The organism is Vulcaniibacterium gelatinicum, from assembly GCF_008033445.1.
GTDB classification, from domain to species: domain Bacteria; phylum Pseudomonadota; class Gammaproteobacteria; order Xanthomonadales; family Xanthomonadaceae; genus Vulcaniibacterium_B; species Vulcaniibacterium_B gelatinicum.
Window position 1 is genome coordinate 275,879 of sequence record NZ_VNKO01000001.1, and the last position, 16,343, is coordinate 292,221.

At 68.4% G+C, this 16,343-nt stretch carries 24 protein-coding genes; 18 read left to right on the forward strand and 6 right to left on the reverse strand.

What is annotated here, in order from left to right; translation table 11 throughout:
* The first annotated feature begins 123 nt into the window (after window positions 1–123).
* Genes FPV26_RS01310 through FPV26_RS01320 form a run of 3 tightly spaced genes read left to right on the forward strand, consistent with a single transcriptional unit; the run spans window position 124 to window position 2,485 of the window.
* Complete coding sequence (locus FPV26_RS01310; RefSeq protein ID WP_147651713.1) at window positions 124–597, forward strand: DUF2924 domain-containing protein; 474 nt, start codon at window positions 124–126, stop codon at window positions 595–597.
* Complete coding sequence (locus FPV26_RS01315) at window positions 594–2,024, forward strand: recombinase family protein (RefSeq protein WP_181952527.1); 1,431 nt, start codon at window positions 594–596, stop codon at window positions 2,022–2,024. Before FPV26_RS01310 ends, FPV26_RS01315 begins: the two co-directional genes overlap by 4 nt.
* The gene (locus FPV26_RS01320) at window positions 2,021–2,485 is read left to right on the forward strand and encodes a hypothetical protein (RefSeq protein WP_053822776.1); all 465 of its coding nucleotides are present in this window, start codon (window positions 2,021–2,023) and stop codon (window positions 2,483–2,485) included. The genes FPV26_RS01315 and FPV26_RS01320 overlap by 4 nt, the downstream gene beginning before the upstream one ends.
* 9 nt (window positions 2,486–2,494) lie before the next feature.
* Here FPV26_RS01320 and FPV26_RS12800 read toward each other — a convergent pair whose 3' ends face one another.
* The 3 genes from FPV26_RS12800 to merT are packed head-to-tail and all read right to left on the reverse strand — an operon-like array spanning window position 2,495 to window position 3,392.
* Window positions 2,495–2,716 carry a GDCCVxC domain-containing (seleno)protein gene (locus FPV26_RS12800; RefSeq protein ID WP_082371571.1) on the reverse strand — a complete coding sequence of 74 codons (222 nt, stop codon included), beginning with the start codon at window positions 2,714–2,716 and terminating at the stop codon, window positions 2,495–2,497.
* On the reverse strand, window positions 2,713–3,006 hold the full coding sequence (merP, locus tag FPV26_RS01330; protein WP_053822775.1) for a mercury resistance system periplasmic binding protein MerP: 294 nt from the start codon (window positions 3,004–3,006) through the stop codon (window positions 2,713–2,715). Before merP ends, FPV26_RS12800 begins: the two co-directional genes overlap by 4 nt.
* Window positions 3,007–3,017: 11 nt before the next feature.
* A complete protein-coding gene (gene merT / locus FPV26_RS01335) occupies window positions 3,018–3,392 on the reverse strand; it encodes a mercuric ion transporter MerT (RefSeq protein ID WP_053822774.1) in 375 nt (124 codons plus the stop codon).
* A 41-nt stretch (window positions 3,393–3,433) separates the two neighbouring features.
* Between merT and merR the strand changes: the two genes are divergently transcribed.
* From merR to FPV26_RS01405, 14 genes are all read left to right on the forward strand, one after another.
* Entirely contained in the window at window positions 3,434–3,847 is a 414-nt protein-coding gene (gene merR / locus FPV26_RS01340; protein ID WP_053822773.1) for a mercury resistance transcriptional regulator MerR, read from the forward strand.
* Window positions 3,848–4,029: 182 nt separating this feature from the next.
* Entirely contained in the window at window positions 4,030–4,293 is a 264-nt protein-coding gene (locus FPV26_RS01345; RefSeq protein WP_062191415.1) for a helix-turn-helix transcriptional regulator, read from the forward strand.
* An 11-nt stretch (window positions 4,294–4,304) separates the two neighbouring features.
* On the forward strand, window positions 4,305–4,784 hold the full coding sequence (locus FPV26_RS01350) for a hypothetical protein (RefSeq protein WP_147651715.1): 480 nt from the start codon (window positions 4,305–4,307) through the stop codon (window positions 4,782–4,784).
* A gap of 3 nt (window positions 4,785–4,787) precedes the next feature.
* On the forward strand, window positions 4,788–5,561 hold the full coding sequence (locus FPV26_RS01355) for a BRO-N domain-containing protein (protein ID WP_147651717.1): 774 nt from the start codon (window positions 4,788–4,790) through the stop codon (window positions 5,559–5,561).
* A complete protein-coding gene (locus FPV26_RS01360; protein ID WP_181952528.1) occupies window positions 5,561–6,379 on the forward strand; it encodes an ATP-binding protein in 819 nt (272 codons plus the stop codon). The genes FPV26_RS01355 and FPV26_RS01360 overlap by 1 nt, the downstream gene beginning before the upstream one ends.
* 3 nt (window positions 6,380–6,382) lie before the next feature.
* On the forward strand, window positions 6,383–7,012 hold the full coding sequence (locus FPV26_RS01365) for a hypothetical protein (RefSeq protein WP_147651722.1): 630 nt from the start codon (window positions 6,383–6,385) through the stop codon (window positions 7,010–7,012).
* A gap of 11 nt (window positions 7,013–7,023) precedes the next feature.
* Window positions 7,024–7,539: a DUF6511 domain-containing protein gene (locus FPV26_RS01370; RefSeq protein WP_147651724.1), complete on the forward strand. Its 516-nt coding sequence runs from the start codon at window positions 7,024–7,026 to the stop codon at window positions 7,537–7,539.
* The gene (locus FPV26_RS01375) at window positions 7,536–8,282 is read left to right on the forward strand and encodes a hypothetical protein (RefSeq protein ID WP_147651726.1); all 747 of its coding nucleotides are present in this window, start codon (window positions 7,536–7,538) and stop codon (window positions 8,280–8,282) included. The genes FPV26_RS01370 and FPV26_RS01375 overlap by 4 nt, the downstream gene beginning before the upstream one ends.
* Window positions 8,279–8,533, forward strand: a complete 255-nt coding sequence (locus FPV26_RS01380; protein ID WP_054284959.1) for a helix-turn-helix domain-containing protein — start codon at window positions 8,279–8,281, stop codon at window positions 8,531–8,533. The genes FPV26_RS01375 and FPV26_RS01380 overlap by 4 nt, the downstream gene beginning before the upstream one ends.
* On the forward strand, window positions 8,517–10,799 hold the full coding sequence (locus tag FPV26_RS01385; RefSeq protein WP_147651728.1) for a phage/plasmid primase, P4 family: 2,283 nt from the start codon (window positions 8,517–8,519) through the stop codon (window positions 10,797–10,799). The genes FPV26_RS01380 and FPV26_RS01385 overlap by 17 nt, the downstream gene beginning before the upstream one ends.
* 142 nt (window positions 10,800–10,941) lie before the next feature.
* Complete coding sequence (locus tag FPV26_RS01390; RefSeq protein ID WP_147651731.1) at window positions 10,942–11,418, forward strand: crossover junction endodeoxyribonuclease RuvC; 477 nt, start codon at window positions 10,942–10,944, stop codon at window positions 11,416–11,418.
* 1 nt (window position 11,419) lies between these two features.
* Window positions 11,420–11,629: a hypothetical protein gene (locus tag FPV26_RS01395; RefSeq protein ID WP_147651733.1), complete on the forward strand. Its 210-nt coding sequence runs from the start codon at window positions 11,420–11,422 to the stop codon at window positions 11,627–11,629.
* Window positions 11,622–12,035: a DUF6362 family protein gene (locus FPV26_RS01400; RefSeq protein ID WP_147651735.1), complete on the forward strand. Its 414-nt coding sequence runs from the start codon at window positions 11,622–11,624 to the stop codon at window positions 12,033–12,035. The genes FPV26_RS01395 and FPV26_RS01400 overlap by 8 nt, the downstream gene beginning before the upstream one ends.
* A gap of 234 nt (window positions 12,036–12,269) precedes the next feature.
* Entirely contained in the window at window positions 12,270–13,805 is a 1,536-nt protein-coding gene (locus tag FPV26_RS01405; RefSeq protein ID WP_246109170.1) for a site-specific DNA-methyltransferase, read from the forward strand.
* On the opposite strand, the gene FPV26_RS01410 is transcribed toward FPV26_RS01405, so the two are convergent.
* Both FPV26_RS01410 and FPV26_RS01415 read right to left on the reverse strand, forming a co-directional pair.
* Complete coding sequence (locus FPV26_RS01410; RefSeq protein ID WP_019562360.1) at window positions 13,759–14,031, reverse strand: Txe/YoeB family addiction module toxin; 273 nt, start codon at window positions 14,029–14,031, stop codon at window positions 13,759–13,761. The genes FPV26_RS01405 and FPV26_RS01410 overlap by 47 nt on opposite strands.
* Window positions 14,021–14,302, reverse strand: coding sequence for a type II toxin-antitoxin system Phd/YefM family antitoxin (locus FPV26_RS01415; RefSeq protein ID WP_019562359.1), 282 nt, complete (start codon window positions 14,300–14,302; stop codon window positions 14,021–14,023). The genes FPV26_RS01410 and FPV26_RS01415 overlap by 11 nt, the downstream gene beginning before the upstream one ends.
* Window positions 14,303–14,342: 40 nt before the next feature.
* Here FPV26_RS01415 and FPV26_RS01420 point away from each other — a divergent pair, with 40 nt between their 5' ends.
* Window positions 14,343–15,614: a site-specific DNA-methyltransferase gene (locus FPV26_RS01420; protein WP_147651737.1), complete on the forward strand. Its 1,272-nt coding sequence runs from the start codon at window positions 14,343–14,345 to the stop codon at window positions 15,612–15,614.
* A 59-nt stretch (window positions 15,615–15,673) separates the two neighbouring features.
* Here the strand turns inward: FPV26_RS01420 and FPV26_RS01425 are convergent, their stop codons facing one another.
* Window positions 15,674–16,261 (reverse strand): DUF3489 domain-containing protein, encoded by a 588-nt coding sequence (locus tag FPV26_RS01425; protein WP_147651739.1) that lies wholly within the window; start codon window positions 16,259–16,261, stop codon window positions 15,674–15,676.
* Window positions 16,262–16,343: the final 82 nt, after the last annotated feature.

Genomic DNA, 16,343 nt, shown 5'->3' on the forward strand with positions numbered 1-16,343 from the left:
GCTGCGCGCGCGCCCCTTTCCGCCATCTGGCCATATCGCCACCGACAGCGACTCGGTTGGCCTTGGCTTGTGCGGGCCACAGCGCGTGAATGCGAACCCCGATAACAACAACGGAGTTCGCCCATGACGGCACACGCACCCACAGTCGACGCTACCACCATCGCCGCCCGCGTCGCGCAGCTGCCCCACCTGTCGATGGACAGCCTCTGGGCGCTGTGGGACGAGTACTTCGAGGAGCGGCCCAAGCATCACCACCGCACCTGGCTGGAGAGCCGGCTCGCCTACAGGATCCAGGAGCGCGCCTTCGGCGCTTTGAAGCCCGCGACCCGCCGCAAGCTCGAGGAGATCGGTGAGACGGGCATCCTGCCACGCCAACTGCGCCGTGACGCGAGTCGGCTGCTGCCGGGCACGGTGCTCACGCGGATCTTCGACGACGTCGAGCACCGGGTGCTGGTGCGCGGGCCCAATGACTTCGAGTATCAGGGGCAGCGGTTCAAGAGCCTGACGGCGATTGCCCGCCACATCACCGGCACGCCTTGGTCGGGCCCCGCGTTCTTCGGCCTCAAGACCAAGGACGGACGGAAGGAGCCGGTATGAGATCACAACGCTCCGTGCCCTCGTCGACCATGCCGACGCCTGGTCCCGTCACGCCATCGAGGCGCTGTGCGGTCTACACCCGCAAGTCCACCGACGAAGGACTGGACCAGGAGTACAACAGCCTGGAGGCCCAACGCGACGCGGGGCTGGCCTTCATCGCCAGCCAACGCCATGAGGGCTGGATCGCCGTCGAGGAGGGTTATGACGACGGCGGCTACTCCGGCGGCCATCTCGACCGCCCGGCGCTCAAACGGCTGCTCGCCGACATCGAGGCCGGCAGGATCGACATCGTGGTCGTCTACAAGATCGACCGATTGACGCGAAGCCTCGCCGACTTCGCCAAGCTGGTGGAGGTGTTCGACCGCAACGGCGTCTCCTTCGTCTCGGTCACGCAGCAGTTCAACACCACCACCTCGATGGGGCGGCTGACGCTCAACATCCTGCTGTCCTTTGCGCAGTTCGAGCGCGAGGTCACCGGCGAGCGCATCCGCGACAAGATCGCCGCCTCCAAGGCCAAGGGCATGTGGATGGGCGGCATGCCGCCGCTGGGCTATGACGTCGTCGATCGCAAGCTCGTCGTCAACGAGCGCGAGGCCGCTCTCGTGCGTGACATCTTCCGGCGCTACGCCGAGCATGGCTCGGCTGCACGGCTGGTGCGGGAGATGGCAGTCGAGGGGCACACCACCAAGGCCTGGATGACCCAAGGCGGGCGCCGGCGCACGGGCCGACCGATCGATCAGCAATACATCTTCGCGCTGCTGCGCAACCGCATCTACCTGGGTGAGATCCGCAACCACGGCACGTGGTATCCCGGCCAACACGAAGCGATCGTGCCGCAAGACCTGTGGGACGCCGCGCACGCGTTCATCGCGCGCCGCAAGCAGGCGCCGCGCGAGCACCGCGCCAAGCATCCGGCCCTGCTCGCGGGGCTGCTGTTCGCGCCCGATGGGCAGCGCATGCTGCACACCTTCGTCAAGAAAAAGAGCGGACGCACCTACCGCTACTACGTCCCCTACCTGCACAAGCGCCGCAACGCGGGCGCGAGCCTGGCGCCGGACGCCCCGGACGTCGGGCATCTGCCCGCGGCCGAGATCGAGAACGCGGTGTTGACGCAGATCCACGCGGCGCTCTCGGCGCCGGAGGTGCTGATCGGCACCTGGCGGGCGTGCCAGCGCCACCCGGCCGGTGCTGCCCTCGATGAAGCGCAGGTGGTGGTGGCGATGCGACGCATCGGCGACGTGTGGGCGCAGTTGTTCCCGGCCGAGCAGCAACGCATCGCGCGGCTGCTGATCGAGCGGGTCCAACTGCATGAGCACGGACTCGACATCCTCTGGCGCGAGGATGGCTGGTTGGGATTGGGGCCCGAGATCGGCGCGCATCCGCTGGTCGAGGAATCCAGCGCACAGACCGAGGAAACACCGGCATGAGCACCACGACGAACCCGCGCAAGCGCGCTATCCGCGTCGAGGTCGGAACCGATGCCCGCAGCTACGTCAGCGATGGCCAGCGCGTCACGCTGGTGCCGCTGACGATCAAGCGCCGCCAGAACCGCAAGCTGCTGATCCCGCCCGCGCCCGATGCCGCCACTGTGACGGGTGGCTTCGACGTGCCGATGATCAAGACGCTCGGCAAGGCGTTCTACTGGAAGCGGCTGATCGACGAAGGCGTCTATCCGACGACCGCCGACCTGGCGCGCGCGCTGAAACTGGAGCCAGGCTGGGCGGCCGAGGTGCTGCGCATGACCATGCTGGCACCGGACATCGTCGAGGCGATTTTCGAGGGCCGCCAGCCCCGGCATCTGAATCTGCACACGCTGCGTGGCCGCCAAGACCTGCTGCCTCGCGACTGGGGCGAGCAGCGTCGGCTGCTGGGCTTTCCTTCAGCTTGAGACTGGCGCTCAGCTGGCGCAACAACTACCTCTGCCACGCTCCTGGATTGGTGGGCACGGCACAGTGCCGTAGGAGCAATAGACGCAGCAGTCCCCGGGCTTGGGCTTGAGTATGGCGTGGCAGGCCTCGCACTCATAGAACCACTGGCAGGCATCGGTAGGCATGGTCTCGGTCTTGGTGTGACCGCACTCCGGACAAGTCAACGTCGATTCCAGAACGACGGCAGTCACTTCACGCTCCCGACCACCGTCGAGGGGTAGCCAGCATCCTGGGTCGCCCGCGTCAGCGCCTCTACATTCGCCCGCGCGTCGTCGAACGTCACGGTCGCCTGTCGTTTGTCGAGGTTCACGTCCGTCTTGGCCACGCCCGGCACCTTGCCGAGCGCCTTCTTGACCGTAATCGGGCAGGCGGCGCAGTTCATGCCCGGCACTGACAGGGTGACGGTCTTTGTCGCGGCGATGACTGGCACGCTCACGATCAGGGCGAGCGTCAGCATCGGAAAACCAAGCAATCTCTTCATAAAACCTCCGTTCAGTAAAACCAGGGCGCGACCAGCGGGAAGCCGAGCGCCACGATCACCAGGGCGACCACGATCCCGAACAGCAGCTCGTAGCCGCGCCGAACCGACGGCACCGCGCAGGCCTGTCCGGGTTCGCACGCCGGGGCTTTCGCCCATATGCGTCGCCCGGCGAGGAACAACGCGACGAGGGCCGCGCCGATGAAGATCGGGCGGTAGGGTTCGAGGGCCGTCAGGTTGCTGATCCATGCCCCTGAGAAGCCCAGCGTGATCAGCACCAATGGCCCGAGGCAGCAGGTCGATGCGAGGATGGCCGAGACGAATCCGGCCGCGAGCGCCGCACGGCCGCCTCCGGTACTGCCTTGCGCAGTTGGGGTGTCTGGTTTCATGGAGTAAGCTTACTTCCGTACTTAAGTACGGAGTCAAGACCATGAACAGCACGCCCGAGATCGAGGCGATGACGATCGGCGCGCTGGCGCGCGCGGCTGGCGTCAATGTCGAAACCATCCGCTTCTACCAGCGCAAGGGGCTGTTGCCCGAACCAGATCGGCCGCAGGGAAGTATCCGCCGTTACGGCGCCGACGAGCTTGGCCGCGTCCGCTTCATCAAGTCGGCACAGCGGCTGGGCTTCAGTCTCGACGAGGTGTCCGAACTGCTCAAGCTCGAGGACGGATCGCACTGCGCCGAGGCGCGTGCGCAGGCTCAGCGCAAACTCGTTGACGTTCGCGAACGACTGGCTGACCTGCAGCGCATCGAAGCGGCGCTGTCCGAGCTCGTGCAGCGCTGCAATGCCATTCGCGGCCGGGTGCGCTGCCCCTTGATCGCCGCCTTGCAGGCGGAGTGACGCACAGCCGTCCTTGACTGATCCTCGACCATGACGGCGGGCCTTGTGCCCGCCGTTTTCGTATCGGCGAGAACTTTGGCGAACCCGAAGTTCCCGCGTGGTTCGCCATTCGGTCCCTCCAAGGTTCGCCACCCGAAGCCTGCAATGACACCTGTTCCTCAACAGCGTCATAGGAGGCTTCCATGCCGACAACGGCAAGCACCATCACCCGGTCGCCGGTCGATGCGATCAACAGCCTGTCTCCCGGCGACCGTCGGGTCCTCAACGAGAACGAGCTCGCGCAGCGCTGGGGCCTGAGCCCCAAGACCCTGCAGCGCTGGCGCAGCGAAGGGCGGGGCCCGCGCTACCTGAAGCTGTCCAAGCGCGTCAGCTACCCCCTGGAGTCGGTCATCGAGTTCGAGCGTGGCGCCCTGCACGACTCGACCTCCGAGCGCGCGGCGCGCTGAAGGGGGATGCGATGAGCGATTTGACCCTCTACCCCGCCGACATCGCCGCGATGTCCGTCGGCCAGCTGGCTCAACTTCCGCCCGCCCAGAAGGCCGAGATCAGCCGCCACCTGGACGAAGCGCTCGCCTGGCTCAAGCAGGCCCGCGCCAAGTTCGACGCGGCGCTCGATGCCGCCTATGGCGAACGGGCCAAGGCCGCGCGCATTGAGGCCGGCAAGGACTTCGGCGTCATCCACCTCAACGACGGCTCGCTGCGCGTGACCGTCGACCAACCCAAGCGCGTGTCCTGGGACCAGGTGCAACTGGCCGCCATCGCCCGGCGCATCGCCGCCGCCGGCGAGAAGGTCGAGGACTACCTCGACGTCGAGTACTCCGTCTCGGAATCGCGCTTCTCCAACTGGCCGCCGGCACTGCGCGCCGGGTTCGAGGCCGCCCGCACCGTCAAGCCCGGCAAGCCCACGTTCCGGCTGGCCCTCGTCTCGGAGGAGTGATCCATGAGCACCGAACTGATCCCGTTTGATTTCGAAGGCCGTCCGGTCCGGGTCGTCACGGATGCCCAAGGCGAACCGTGGTTCGTCGCGGCGGATGTGTGCGCGGTTCTTGAACTGCCGAACACCACCCGCGCCCTGGCGCGACTGGACCCTGACGAGCAAGCCCTGATCTCAATTCAGGGCATCTCGCGCGGCAATGACCAGGTCAACGTCGTCAACGAGCCCGGCCTCTACAGCCTGGTGCTGGGTAGCCGCAAGCGCGAGGCCAAGCACTTCAAGCGCTGGGTGACACACGAGGTGCTGCCGGCGATCCGCAAGACGGGCAGCTACACGGCGCCAAGTGCACGCCCGACCCTGCCGGCACCCAGCCAGGACCGCGTCGCCGCTCTGCTGCTGATCGGCGAGGCCGTGGCCAAGGTGCCGGGGGTCAAACCCGGCATCGCGATGGCGGCCACGCTCACCTGCATCCAGGAGAACACGGGCTTGGCGGTCGAGACGCTGCGCCGCGCCCTTCCTGCCAGGGACACTGCCGCGAACGAGGCGATCTGCTCGCTCAACGCCACCCAGCTCGGCAGGCTGCTCGGCCTGTCGGCCAAGGCCACCAACCAGCGTCTGGCCGCGCACGGCCTGCAGTTGCGCAACGAACGCGACGAGTGGGAACTGACCGAGGCCGGCGAGGCCTGGGCCGAGGCGATGCCGTACTCCCGCAACGGGCACAGCGGCTACCAGATCCTCTGGAACCCTCTGGTGGCCGAGCGGCTGAAGGAGGTGGCGTGATGGCCCTTCCCATCATCACCGCCGATGAGCGCCTCGCCGAGAAGCAGGGCGTCAAGCTCGTGCTGCTGGGCAAGAGCGGCATCGGCAAGACCAGCCAGTTGAAGACCCTGCCCGAAGCCTCGACCCTGTTCGTCGACCTCGAGGCTGGCGACTTGGCCGTCAAGGACTGGCGCGGCGACTGCGTGCGCCCGACCACCTGGCCGGAGTTCCGCGATCTCGTGGTGTTCCTGGCCGGCCCGAACCCGGCGCTGCCTGCGGATGCGCCGTTCTCCGAGGCGCACTACCGGCACGTGTGCGAGCGCTACGGCGATCCCGGTCAACTCGCCAAGTACGACACCTACTTCGTCGACTCGATCACCGTGCTCGCGCGCCTCGCCCTGATCTGGGCCAAGACCCAGCCGCAAGCCTACAGCGAGCGCACTGGCAAGCCCGACACCCGGGGCGCCTACGGCCTGCTCGGCTCGGAACTCATCGGGGCGCTGACCCATCTGCAGCACGCGCGCGGCAAGCACGTCGTGTTCGTCGCCATCCTCGACGAGCGCCTGGACGACTTCAACCGCAAGGTCTTCGTGCCGCAGATCGAGGGCGCCAAGACCGCCGCGGAACTGCCCGGCATCGTCGACGAGGTGGTCACCTTGGCCGAGATCAAGGCGGAGGACGGCTCGTCCTACCGCGCCTTCGTCACCCACACCGTCAACCCCTACGGCTATCCGGCCAAGGACCGCAGCGGCCAGCTCGAGTTGCTGGAGCCGCCGAACCTGCGCGCGCTGATCGACAAGTGCGCCGCCGCCACTCGAATCCCGACATCCAAGGAGTAAGCCATGACCGATTGGTGCGATTTCAACGACGCGCAGCAGCAGCCCAGTTTCGACCTCATCCCCAAGGGCACGCTCGCCCGCGTGCGCATGACCCTCAAGCCCGGGGGCTACGACGACCCGGCCCAGGGGTGGACCGGCGGCTACGCCACGCAGAGCTTTGAGACCGGCTCGGTGTATCTGGCGGCCGAGTTCGTGGTGCTGGAGGGCGAGTACGCGAAGCGAAAGCTCTGGAGCAACATCGGCCTGCACTCCCCGAAGGGCCCGGCCTGGGGCCAGATGGGGCGCAGCTTCGTGCGCGCCGTGCTCAATTCCGCCCGCAATGTCCATCCGCAGGACATGAGCCCGCAGGCCGCCGCCGCGCGGCGCATCCAGGGCTTCCACGAACTCGATGGCATCGAGTTCCTCGCCCGCATCGACGTCGAGAAGGACGGTCGCGGCGAGTTGAAGAACGTCATCCGAAACGCCGTCGAGCCCGACCACCCGGACTACGTCCGCCTGATGGGCGTGCCGCCGAAGGCCCCCGGTACCGGCAACGGTGGCGCCCCGGCGGCGGTCGCCCCGCCCCGTGCGATCCCCACGCCGCCCGCCCCGCAACGCCCCGCCGTGCCGGGCAAACCGGCCTGGGCGCAGTGAGAGGAGGGTCAGTGAAGTGTTGGGTCTGCAAACGACAGGCGCGCGGCTACGGCCACTCGGACCTTCGGCATCCGGTGGGCGATGCCCGGCGCTATCCGATCGACTGGGTGTTCTGCTCGCGGCGTTGCCAGGAGGCGTTTCACGCGCTCTACGGTCAGTGGCTGCGGGTGCAGGAAGGACGCACGCCCAAGACGGAGGTGGCCATGATCGACCCGTCTGACGTCGAACTGGCCGCGATGAAGAAGTGCCTCAAGGCCTTCGGCGAGGTCGCGGGCGAGATCGGCTTTGCCAAGCCGCTGGGCGAGTATTCCGAGGCCGAGGCGCTCCAGGTGATCGACGCCATCGTCACCTGCTACACGGAGGCGATGGTCGAGCACCACGAGGCGACCAAGTATCCGCCGGTGCGGGGCTTGAAAGACCCGGTGTCCGACCCCTTCGCCGACCTCGAGGACGATCTGCCGTGGGAGGAGCCGAAGGCTCAAGCGCAGACGGCACGCACGGCAGCACCCAAGGAGGCGCGGCGATGATGGACTTCAACGCCTCCAAGAGCCTGTCGGGTCAGCTCACGGCGCTGATCGATGCCGGGATGCAGCAGTCTCGCGCGGCGCAGCCTCGCCGCACCTACCTGGGCGCCTCGCGCCTCGGGGCCGCCTGCGAGCGCGCGCTGCAGTACGAGGTCGCCGACGCCCCGGTCGATCCGGGTCGCGAGACCGACGGCCGCCTGCTGCGCGTCTTCGAGCGCGGCCACGTGATCGAGGACTGCATGGTCGGATGGCTGCGTGCCGCGGGCTTCGATCTGCGCACGCGTAACGACGCGGGAGAGCAATTCGGCTTCTCGGCGCTGGACGGGCGCCTGCAGGGCCACGTCGATGGCGTGCTCGTCGCCGGGCCCGACCTCGGCTTTGGGGCCGGCTATCCCGCGCTGTGGGAGAACAAGTGCCTGGGCGCCAAATCGTGGCGCGAGTTGGAGAGACATCGCCTCGCGGTCGCCAAGCCCGTCTACGCCGCCCAGGTCGCGCTCTACCAGGCCTATCTCGAACTGCACGCGCACCCGGCCCTGTTCACGGCGGTGAACGCCGACACCATGGAGATCCACGCCGAGTGGGTGCCGTTCGATGCGGCGTTGGCGCAGCGCATGTCCGACCGGGCCGTGAAGGTCATCACGGCCACCGAGGCGGGCGAACTGCTGCCGCGCTCGTTCTCCGATCCCACCCATGTCGAGTGCCGGATGTGTCCGTGGCAGGACCGGTGCTGGAGGGCCGCGGCATGAACGAGACACCGCTGCACCCGGTGCTCGGGGAGCGCCTGATCGACGCACGCGAGGCGGCACTGGCGCTCAATCTGCCGCACTACTGGCTCACGCACGCGAAGGAGCGCCGACGTCTGCGCCTGCCGCACTACCGGGTGGGCAAGCTGCTGCGTTTCAAGCTCTCCGAACTGATGGCGTGGATGGAGGAACGTCAAGCCCTGCTCACGGCCGACGCAGGGCACGAGGAGGAGTCGGATGCTGGACTTCAATGACACCGCACCCGCGCCCGAGATCCCGGCGTCCGAACGCCGCGAGGCCGTGCGCGCCGCGCTGCTCGCGAGGCTGGAGTCGGTGCTGTTCAGCCTGTTTCCCGCTGGAAAGAAGCGCCGCGGCAAGTTCGTCATCGGCGACGTGCTCGGCAGCCCGGGCGACAGCCTGGAAGTCGTGCTCATTGGGGACAAGGCGGGACTGTGGACCGACCGCGCCGAAGGCTCCGGCGGCGATGTGTTCCACCTGATCGGCGCCCACTTCGGCGTGGACGTGCACGGCGACTTCGCCCGCGTCCTCGACCTGGCCGAGGACCTCGTCGGCCGTGCCCCCACGGCCCCGGCGCGCAAGGCAGCCAAGGAGACCCCGGTCGACGACCTCGGCCCGGCCACCGCCAAGTGGGACTACCTCGACGCACAAGGGCGCCTCATCGCCGTGGTCTACCGCTACGACCCGCCCGGGCGCAAGAAGGAATTCCGGCCCTGGGACGCGCGCCGCCGCAAGATGGCTCCGCCCGAGCCGCGGCCGCTCTACAACCAGCCGGGGATCCACAACGCCGCCCAGGTCGTGCTGGTCGAGGGCGAGAAGTGCGCCCAGGCCTTGATCGAGCTCGGGATCGTGGCCACCACCGCGATGCACGGGGCGAATGCGCCCGTGGACAAGACCGACTGGTCGCCGCTGGCGGGCAAGGCCGTGCTGATCTGGCCCGACCGCGACAAGCCGGGCTGGGAGTACGCCGTGCAAGCGGCTCAGGCCATCCTGTCCGCCGGCGCGAAGTCCTGCCACATCCTCTACCCACCCGAGGAAGCCGCCGAGGGCTGGGATGCGGCCGATGCCGTGGCCGAGGGCTTCGACGTCGCGGCCTTCCTCGCCCACGGCCCGCGTGTGCAGGTGCATGACATTGCGGACCCCGGCGAGCCGGTGATCGGCGCGGACGAATCGGTGTGGGGCACCGAAGATGCCCTGGCGCTGGCCTTCACCCGGCGCTACCACCGCGACTGGCGCTACGTGGCGGCCTGGGGCCGCTGGTTGGTGTGGGATGGCCGGCGTTGGCGCAACGAGGAAACGCTGGCGGCCACCGACTTGATCCGCGGTGTCTGCCGACACGCGGCCCTCCAGGCCGACAACCCGAAGCTGGCGGCCAAGCTGGCCACCTCCGGCACCGTCGGCGGCGTCGAACGCCTGGCTCGCGCAGACCGACGTCATGCCGCGACCACCGCCGAGTGGGACGCCGATCCCTGGCTGCTCAACACCCCAGGCGGCGTGGTCGACCTCAGGACGGGGCGCCTGCGCGCACACGACCGCGCCGACCGCATGACCAAGATCACCACCGCCACGCCGGCCGGCGACTGCCCGACCTGGCGGCGCTTCCTTGCCGAAGTCACCGGCGGCGACGCGGACCTGCAAGCCTATTTGCAGCGCGTCAGCGGCTACTGCTTGACCGGCTCGACCCGGGAGCATGCGCTGTTCTTCCTCTACGGCACCGGCGCCAACGGCAAGTCGGTGTTCGTGAACACCCTGGCCACGATCCTCGGCGACTACGCCGCCAGCGCGCCGATGGACACCTTCATGGAGACGCGCAGCGACCGGCATCCAACCGACATGGCGGGCCTGCGCGGGGCGCGCTTCGTCTCCTCCATCGAGACCGAGCAAGGGCGGCGCTGGGCCGAATCCAAGGTCAAGAGCCTCACGGGCGGCGACAAGATCTCCGCGCGCTTCATGCGGCAGGACTTCTTCGAGTTCTGGCCGCAGTTCAAGCTTTTCGTCGCCGGCAACCACAAGCCCGCCATCCGCAACATCGACGAGGCGATGAAGCGGCGGCTGCACCTGATCCCCTTCACGATCACCGTGCCGCCCGAGCGGCGGGACAAGCATCTGCAGCACAAGCTCCTGGCCGAGCGAGACGGCATCCTGGCCTGGGCATTGGAAGGGTGCCTGGCCTGGCAGCGCCTGGGCCGGCTCGATCCGCCGCCGCAGGTCGTGGCCGCCACCGAGGAGTACTTCGAAGCCGAGGACGCGCTGGGCCGCTGGCTGGAGGAGCGCTGCGTGCGCGAGGCCAATGCCAAGTCACTGACCGCCGAACTGTTCACCGACTGGAAGCAGTGGGCGGAGGCCGCCGGCGAGTTCGTCGGCTCACAGCGCCGCTTCTCCGACCTCTTGATCACCCGCGGCGTCGAGAAGTGGCGCAACGCCGCCGGCATCCGGGGCTTTCGTGGCGTGGGCCTCAAGCACCCGACGCAGCCCGCCTACACCCCCTATGCCGACGACTGAACACCCATGACCCCCTGCCGGACTGACGCATCTGACGCTGTACATCGTAAGTCTCTACGCGCGTGCGCGTGCGCGCGCCTCACGGGAGTAATCGATATCGTGCGTCGGATGCGTCAGTCCCCACCGAACGAGGACTGACACCATGCACACCACGATCCTGGCCCTGGACCTGGGCACCACCACCGGCTGGGCGCTGCGCGACCGCACGGGCCGAATCACCAGCGGCACCGAATCCTTCAAGCCCCGACGCTTCGAAGGCGGCGGCATGCGTTTCCTGCGCTTCAAGGGCTGGCTCACCGAACTCAAGGCCCACGCCGAGGGGATCGACGCGCTGGTCTTCGAGGAAGTGCGCCGCCACGTCTCGACCGATGCGGCCCACGCCTACGGCGGGTTCCTCGCCACGCTCACGGCCTGGTGCGAGCACCACGGCATTCCCTACCAGGGCGTGCCGGTGGGCACGATCAAGAAGCACGCCACCGGCTCTGGCCGCGCCGGTAAGGACGCGGTGATGGCGGCCGTGCGTCGCCGGGGTCACGCCCCGGCGGACGACAACGAGGCCGACGCCTTGGCGCTGTTGCACTGGGCCCTCCCGCTCCACGACGCGGCGCAGGAGGCGTGAGATGGACATCCCGACCCCTCGCTACCGCTGCCCGCTGGGGCGCCTGCAGCCCGAGCCGATGGACGTGGAGGCCGTCAAACGCCGCGGCTGGCGCGAGCAGCGCCTGCTCGTCGTCTGCCTCGACGACGACCGGCTCGACTGGATGGAACGCGAGCTGATCCGCCGAATCGGCGAGCGGCTCTACGGTGCACGGGAGGCGCGCCATGGCTGAGTGGACCGTCGAGCGGGTGGCCGAACGCTTCCGGGAGGCGGCCATCACCGCCCACCGCTTGCCGTCCGTGCGCGTGCAGGGCTACTTCAACACCTGGCCCGCGATCCGGCGCATGCCCTGGGAGACGCTGGGGGCTGAGCCGACGATCCGGCGCTTCCCACCCAGCCCCGAGGCCATCGAGCGCATGCTCGAGACCATGCGCTGGGTCTTGTGGCTGGAGGAAGAGGAACGGCATCTCGTGTGGATGCGCGCCGAGCGCCACCGCTGGCGCGACATCTGCGCCCGCTTCGGCTGCGACCGGACCACGGCGTGGCGGCGGTGGCAGAAAGCACTGGAGGTTGTGGCGTTCAACCTCAACGGGCGCACAAAGCCAACCGGGGCCAAAGCGATGGGTCAGGCAGGGTAATGCCTGCCGCAACTGTCCCCGTTCTTGGCCGATTGTCCTTTTGCCGCCCCTGATGGTCTGCAACAAAACGGCCCGCCCAGCGCTAGTATTCCCGCTACGCTCAGGACAGAAGTGACCGACCGGGTGACTTCTACGGCAGCACGGGTCCTTCCTGGGCACCGAGCCATGCGGGGGGCACGAGCGCGGCGCTTCGATAGCGTCAGGGTGCAAACCGAGGTTTGCAGGGTTTGCGGTTTGCAGCCCTCCAGCCCGAGACCTTCTCCCCGACACTCCCAGCCCGCCCACGGTCCGCCGTCGGCGGGCTTCTTCGTTTCCGAGGCACCGATTCTGGACACGCTCGCCGTCACGTACCGCAAGGTCGAGACGCTGATCCCCTACGCCCGCAATCCGCGCACGCACAGCGACGAGCAGATCGCGCGCATCGCCGCCAGCATCGCCGAGTTCGGCTGGACCAACCCGATCCTGGTCGATGGCGAGCACGGTGTGATCGCCGGTCACGGCCGGCTGCTGGCCGCACGCAAGCTGGGGCTCACCGAAGTGCCGGTGATCGAGCTCGCGCACCTGACGCCCGCGCAGAAGCGCGCCTACGTGATCGCCGACAACCGGCTCGCACTCGATGCCGGCTGGGACGAGGCGATGCTCGCGCTGGAGTTCGCCGAACTGGCCGACGCGGGCTACGACCTGGATCTGACCGGCTTCTCTGCCTCCGAGATCGAAGGCCTGCTCGACGCCATCGAGGAGACGGAACCGTCCGCCGATGAGGACGAGCGTGCGCCGGAAGGCGACGCGGACGAGGACGACGTCACGCCGCCCACGGTTGCGGTCACGCGGCCCGGCGACTTGTGGCTGCTGGGCGAACACCGGCTGCTCTGCGCCGACAGCAGCGACGCGGCCGCCGTCGCGCGCCTCCTCGAGGGCGAGCGCGCTCACCTGCTCTTTACCAGCCCGCCCTACGCGAACCAGCGCGACTACACCACCGGCGGGATCGTTGACTGGAACGCGCTCATGCAGGGCGTGTTCGGCGCCGCCCGCAGCGCGCTGCACGAGGACGCGCAAATCCTGGTCAACCTCGGCCTGGTCCATCGCGACGGCGAGTGGCAGCCGTACTGGGACGGCTGGATCGCATGGATGCGCACTCAAGGCTGGCGGCGCTTTGGCTGGTACGTGTGGGACCAGTCGGTGACCGTGCCCGGCGACTGGGCCGGGCGGCTGGCGCCCCGGCACGAGTTCGTCTTCCACTTCAACCGACGCTCGCGCAAGCCGAACAAGATCGTGCCCTGCAAGTGGGCCGGGCACGAGACGCACCTGCGCGCCGACGGTTCGTCCACCGCGATGCGCGGCAAGGACGGCAAGGTCGGCGCCTGGAACCATGCCGGACAGCCCACGCAGGAGTTCCGCATCCCAGACTCGGTCGTCGAGGTGACGCGTCAGCGCGGCCGCATCGGTGATGGTATCGACCATCCGGCCGTATTCCCGCTGGGCCTGCCGAAGTTCTTCATCGAGGCCTACACCGACGTGGGCGAGATCGTCTTCGAGCCGTTCTCCGGCGGCGGCACCACGCTGCTGGCCGGGCAACTCACCGACCGCAGGGTCCGCGCCATCGAGCTCGCGCCCGAGTACGTCGACGTCGCGCTGCGCCGCTGGCTGCAGCACCACCCGAGCACGGTGCCGGTGCTGGAGGGCAGCGGTCGGACCTTCGACGAGGTGGCGGCCGAACGTACCGTCAGTAGTGGTAGCGCCCCTGGAGGAACTCGACGCGATCGGCCTTGACCAGATAGACGCAGCGATGCTCCTGGGTGATGCGTCGCGACCAGACGTCCGGGCCGAGGTATTTCAGCGGCTCGGGTTTGCCGATGCCATCGAAGGGATCGCGCAGCACCGCCTCGACGAGTTCGAGCAAGCGGCGGGCGGTGCGACGGTCGGTCTCCACCCAATGACGCAGGTCTTCGAGAAATTCCGGATGGCAGACCGCAAGCCGCGAGGCCTCACGCTTCAAGGTCGGCGTCCTGCTTGAGCTGGGCGAGCGTCGTGGGCTTCAGGCTTGTCGTGCGTGCCCGGTTGAGGGCCGTGAGCAGCCGTTCGGCGTTCTTGGCCGAGCGCAGCAGGTGCGCCGTTTCCATCAAGCCTTCGAGCTCATCGGCCGCGATCATCGCCACGGCTCCTCCCGAGCGACGGCGCACCACGATGACCTCGCGATCGTCCACGGCGCGGTCCATCAGCGCCTTGAGCTGCTCGCGCGCCTGGCTGTAGGTGGTTTCGATGGTCATGGCGGCACCTCTGGAATTGGACAGAAGTATTGTACAGGAAATGAACGCCCACTGGCTGGCCGATCGCATCGAGCTCTGGCCGATCGACAAGCTGCTGCCCTACGTGCGCAACGCCCGCCAGCACTCGGACGAGCAGATCGCCCAGATCGCGGCCTCCATCGCGGAGTTCGGCTTCGTCAATCCCATTCTCACCGGCGCCGACGGTGTGCTGGTCGCGGGCCATGGGCGGCTTGCCGCCGCGCGCAAGCTGGGCCTGCCCACAGTGCCGGTGGTCGTGCTCGATCACCTGACGCCGACCCAGCGCCGCGCCCTGGTGCTCGCCGACAATCGGCTCGCGGAACTCGCGACCTGGGACGATGCCCTGCTGCGCATCGAACTGGAGGCGCTGCAGGACGATGGCTTCGATCTCGATCTCACCGGATTCGACGCCGATGCACTGGCAGAACTGCTGGCCGATGAGGAACCCCAGATCGAGGGCCGGACGGAGGACGATGCCATCCCGGAGATGCCGGAAGAGCCGGTGTCTCGGCCGGGCGACGTCTGGCGGCTCGGGCCGCACCGCCTGGTCTGCGGCGACGCGACCACCGCCGAGGCCTACGCGCGCCTGTTTCCGGACGGCGAGCGGGCGGACATGGTCTTCACCGATCCGCCCTACAACGTGAACTACGCCAACAGCGCGAAGGACAAGCTGCGCGGCAAACACCGCCCCATCCTCAACGATGCGCTGGGTGAAGGCTTCTACGATTTCCTCTTTGATGCGCTGGCGCTGATCATGGCGCACACCCGAGGCGCGATCTACGTCGCCATGTCCTCCAGCGAACTGGACACGCTGCAAGCGGCCTTCCGCGCCGCCGGCGGGCACTGGTCGACCTTCATCATCTGGGCCAAGAACACCTTCACGCTGGGCCGCTCGGACTACCAGCGCCAGTACGAGCCGATCCTCTACGGCTGGCCGGAGGGTGGCGAGCGTCACTGGTGCGGCGACCGCGACCAGGGCGACGTCTGGCAGATCAAGAAGCCAGCGAAGAACGATCTGCACCCGACCATGAAGCCGGTGGATCTGGTCGAGCGGGCCATCCACAACTCCAGCCGCCCCGGCGACGTGGTGCTCGACCCCTTCGGCGGTTCCGGAACGACGCTGATCGCCGCCGAGAAGTCGGGGCGCGTGGCGCGGCTGATCGAGCTCGACCCGAAGTATGCGGACGTGATCGTACGGCGATGGGAAGATTGGAGCGGCAAGCAAGCCATCCGCGAGTCAGATGGCGTGGCCTTCGATCAAGCAGCGGGTGCCCCCTCTGCGATCGCGCAGTGAATCACGACGCCCTCAGCGACGGACGGCATCCCATGCGGGTTGCGCCGCCCCATCGCGACTCAGGCGAGCCGGTAGACGCGCTCACCGCCCTGGGATTTCTCGGAGACGATCGTCAGGCCCAGTTTCTTCTTCAGCGCCCCGGCCAAGGTGCCGCGCACCGTGTGCGCTTGCCAGCCGGTGCTGTCCATGATCTGGCGGAGGGTGGCGCCTTCGGGACGCTGCAGCATCGCGATCACCTGCGCTTGCTTGCTGTCGGCGCGGGGGCGGCGGGGCTCGGCGCTGCGATGCGCATCCTGCGCCCAGGCCGCTTCGGCGGCGTTCACCGCCGCCTCCAGGTCGGCCTCGTCGCGCGCCGTCTGCGCCTGCTCGGCCCGGGCGATCACCGCATCGAGTTTCGCAACGAAGGACTGGCGCGGGGCGGTGCGGGCACCCGGGCGCGGCACGCCCAAGGCCTCGTAGCCTGCGTCGGCAACGACCCAGACCTCGCCCTGGCGGGCGATCAGGGCGCGGTTGGCCAGGCCGTCGAGCACCTTGCGGCGGGCACCGCCTTGGATGTGCTCGGGGAACCAGTCGATTCGGCCGTCGCTGTGCTCGAGCGCATGGGCCAGGATCGCGTGCTGGGCGGGGGTCAGGGTGATGGTGCTCATGGTCTGCTCCTGGATAGGGATGGATCGGCGCGAGTCAGTCTTCCCAGAGGTGCTCGCCATCGAGGCTGATCCACAGGCGCGC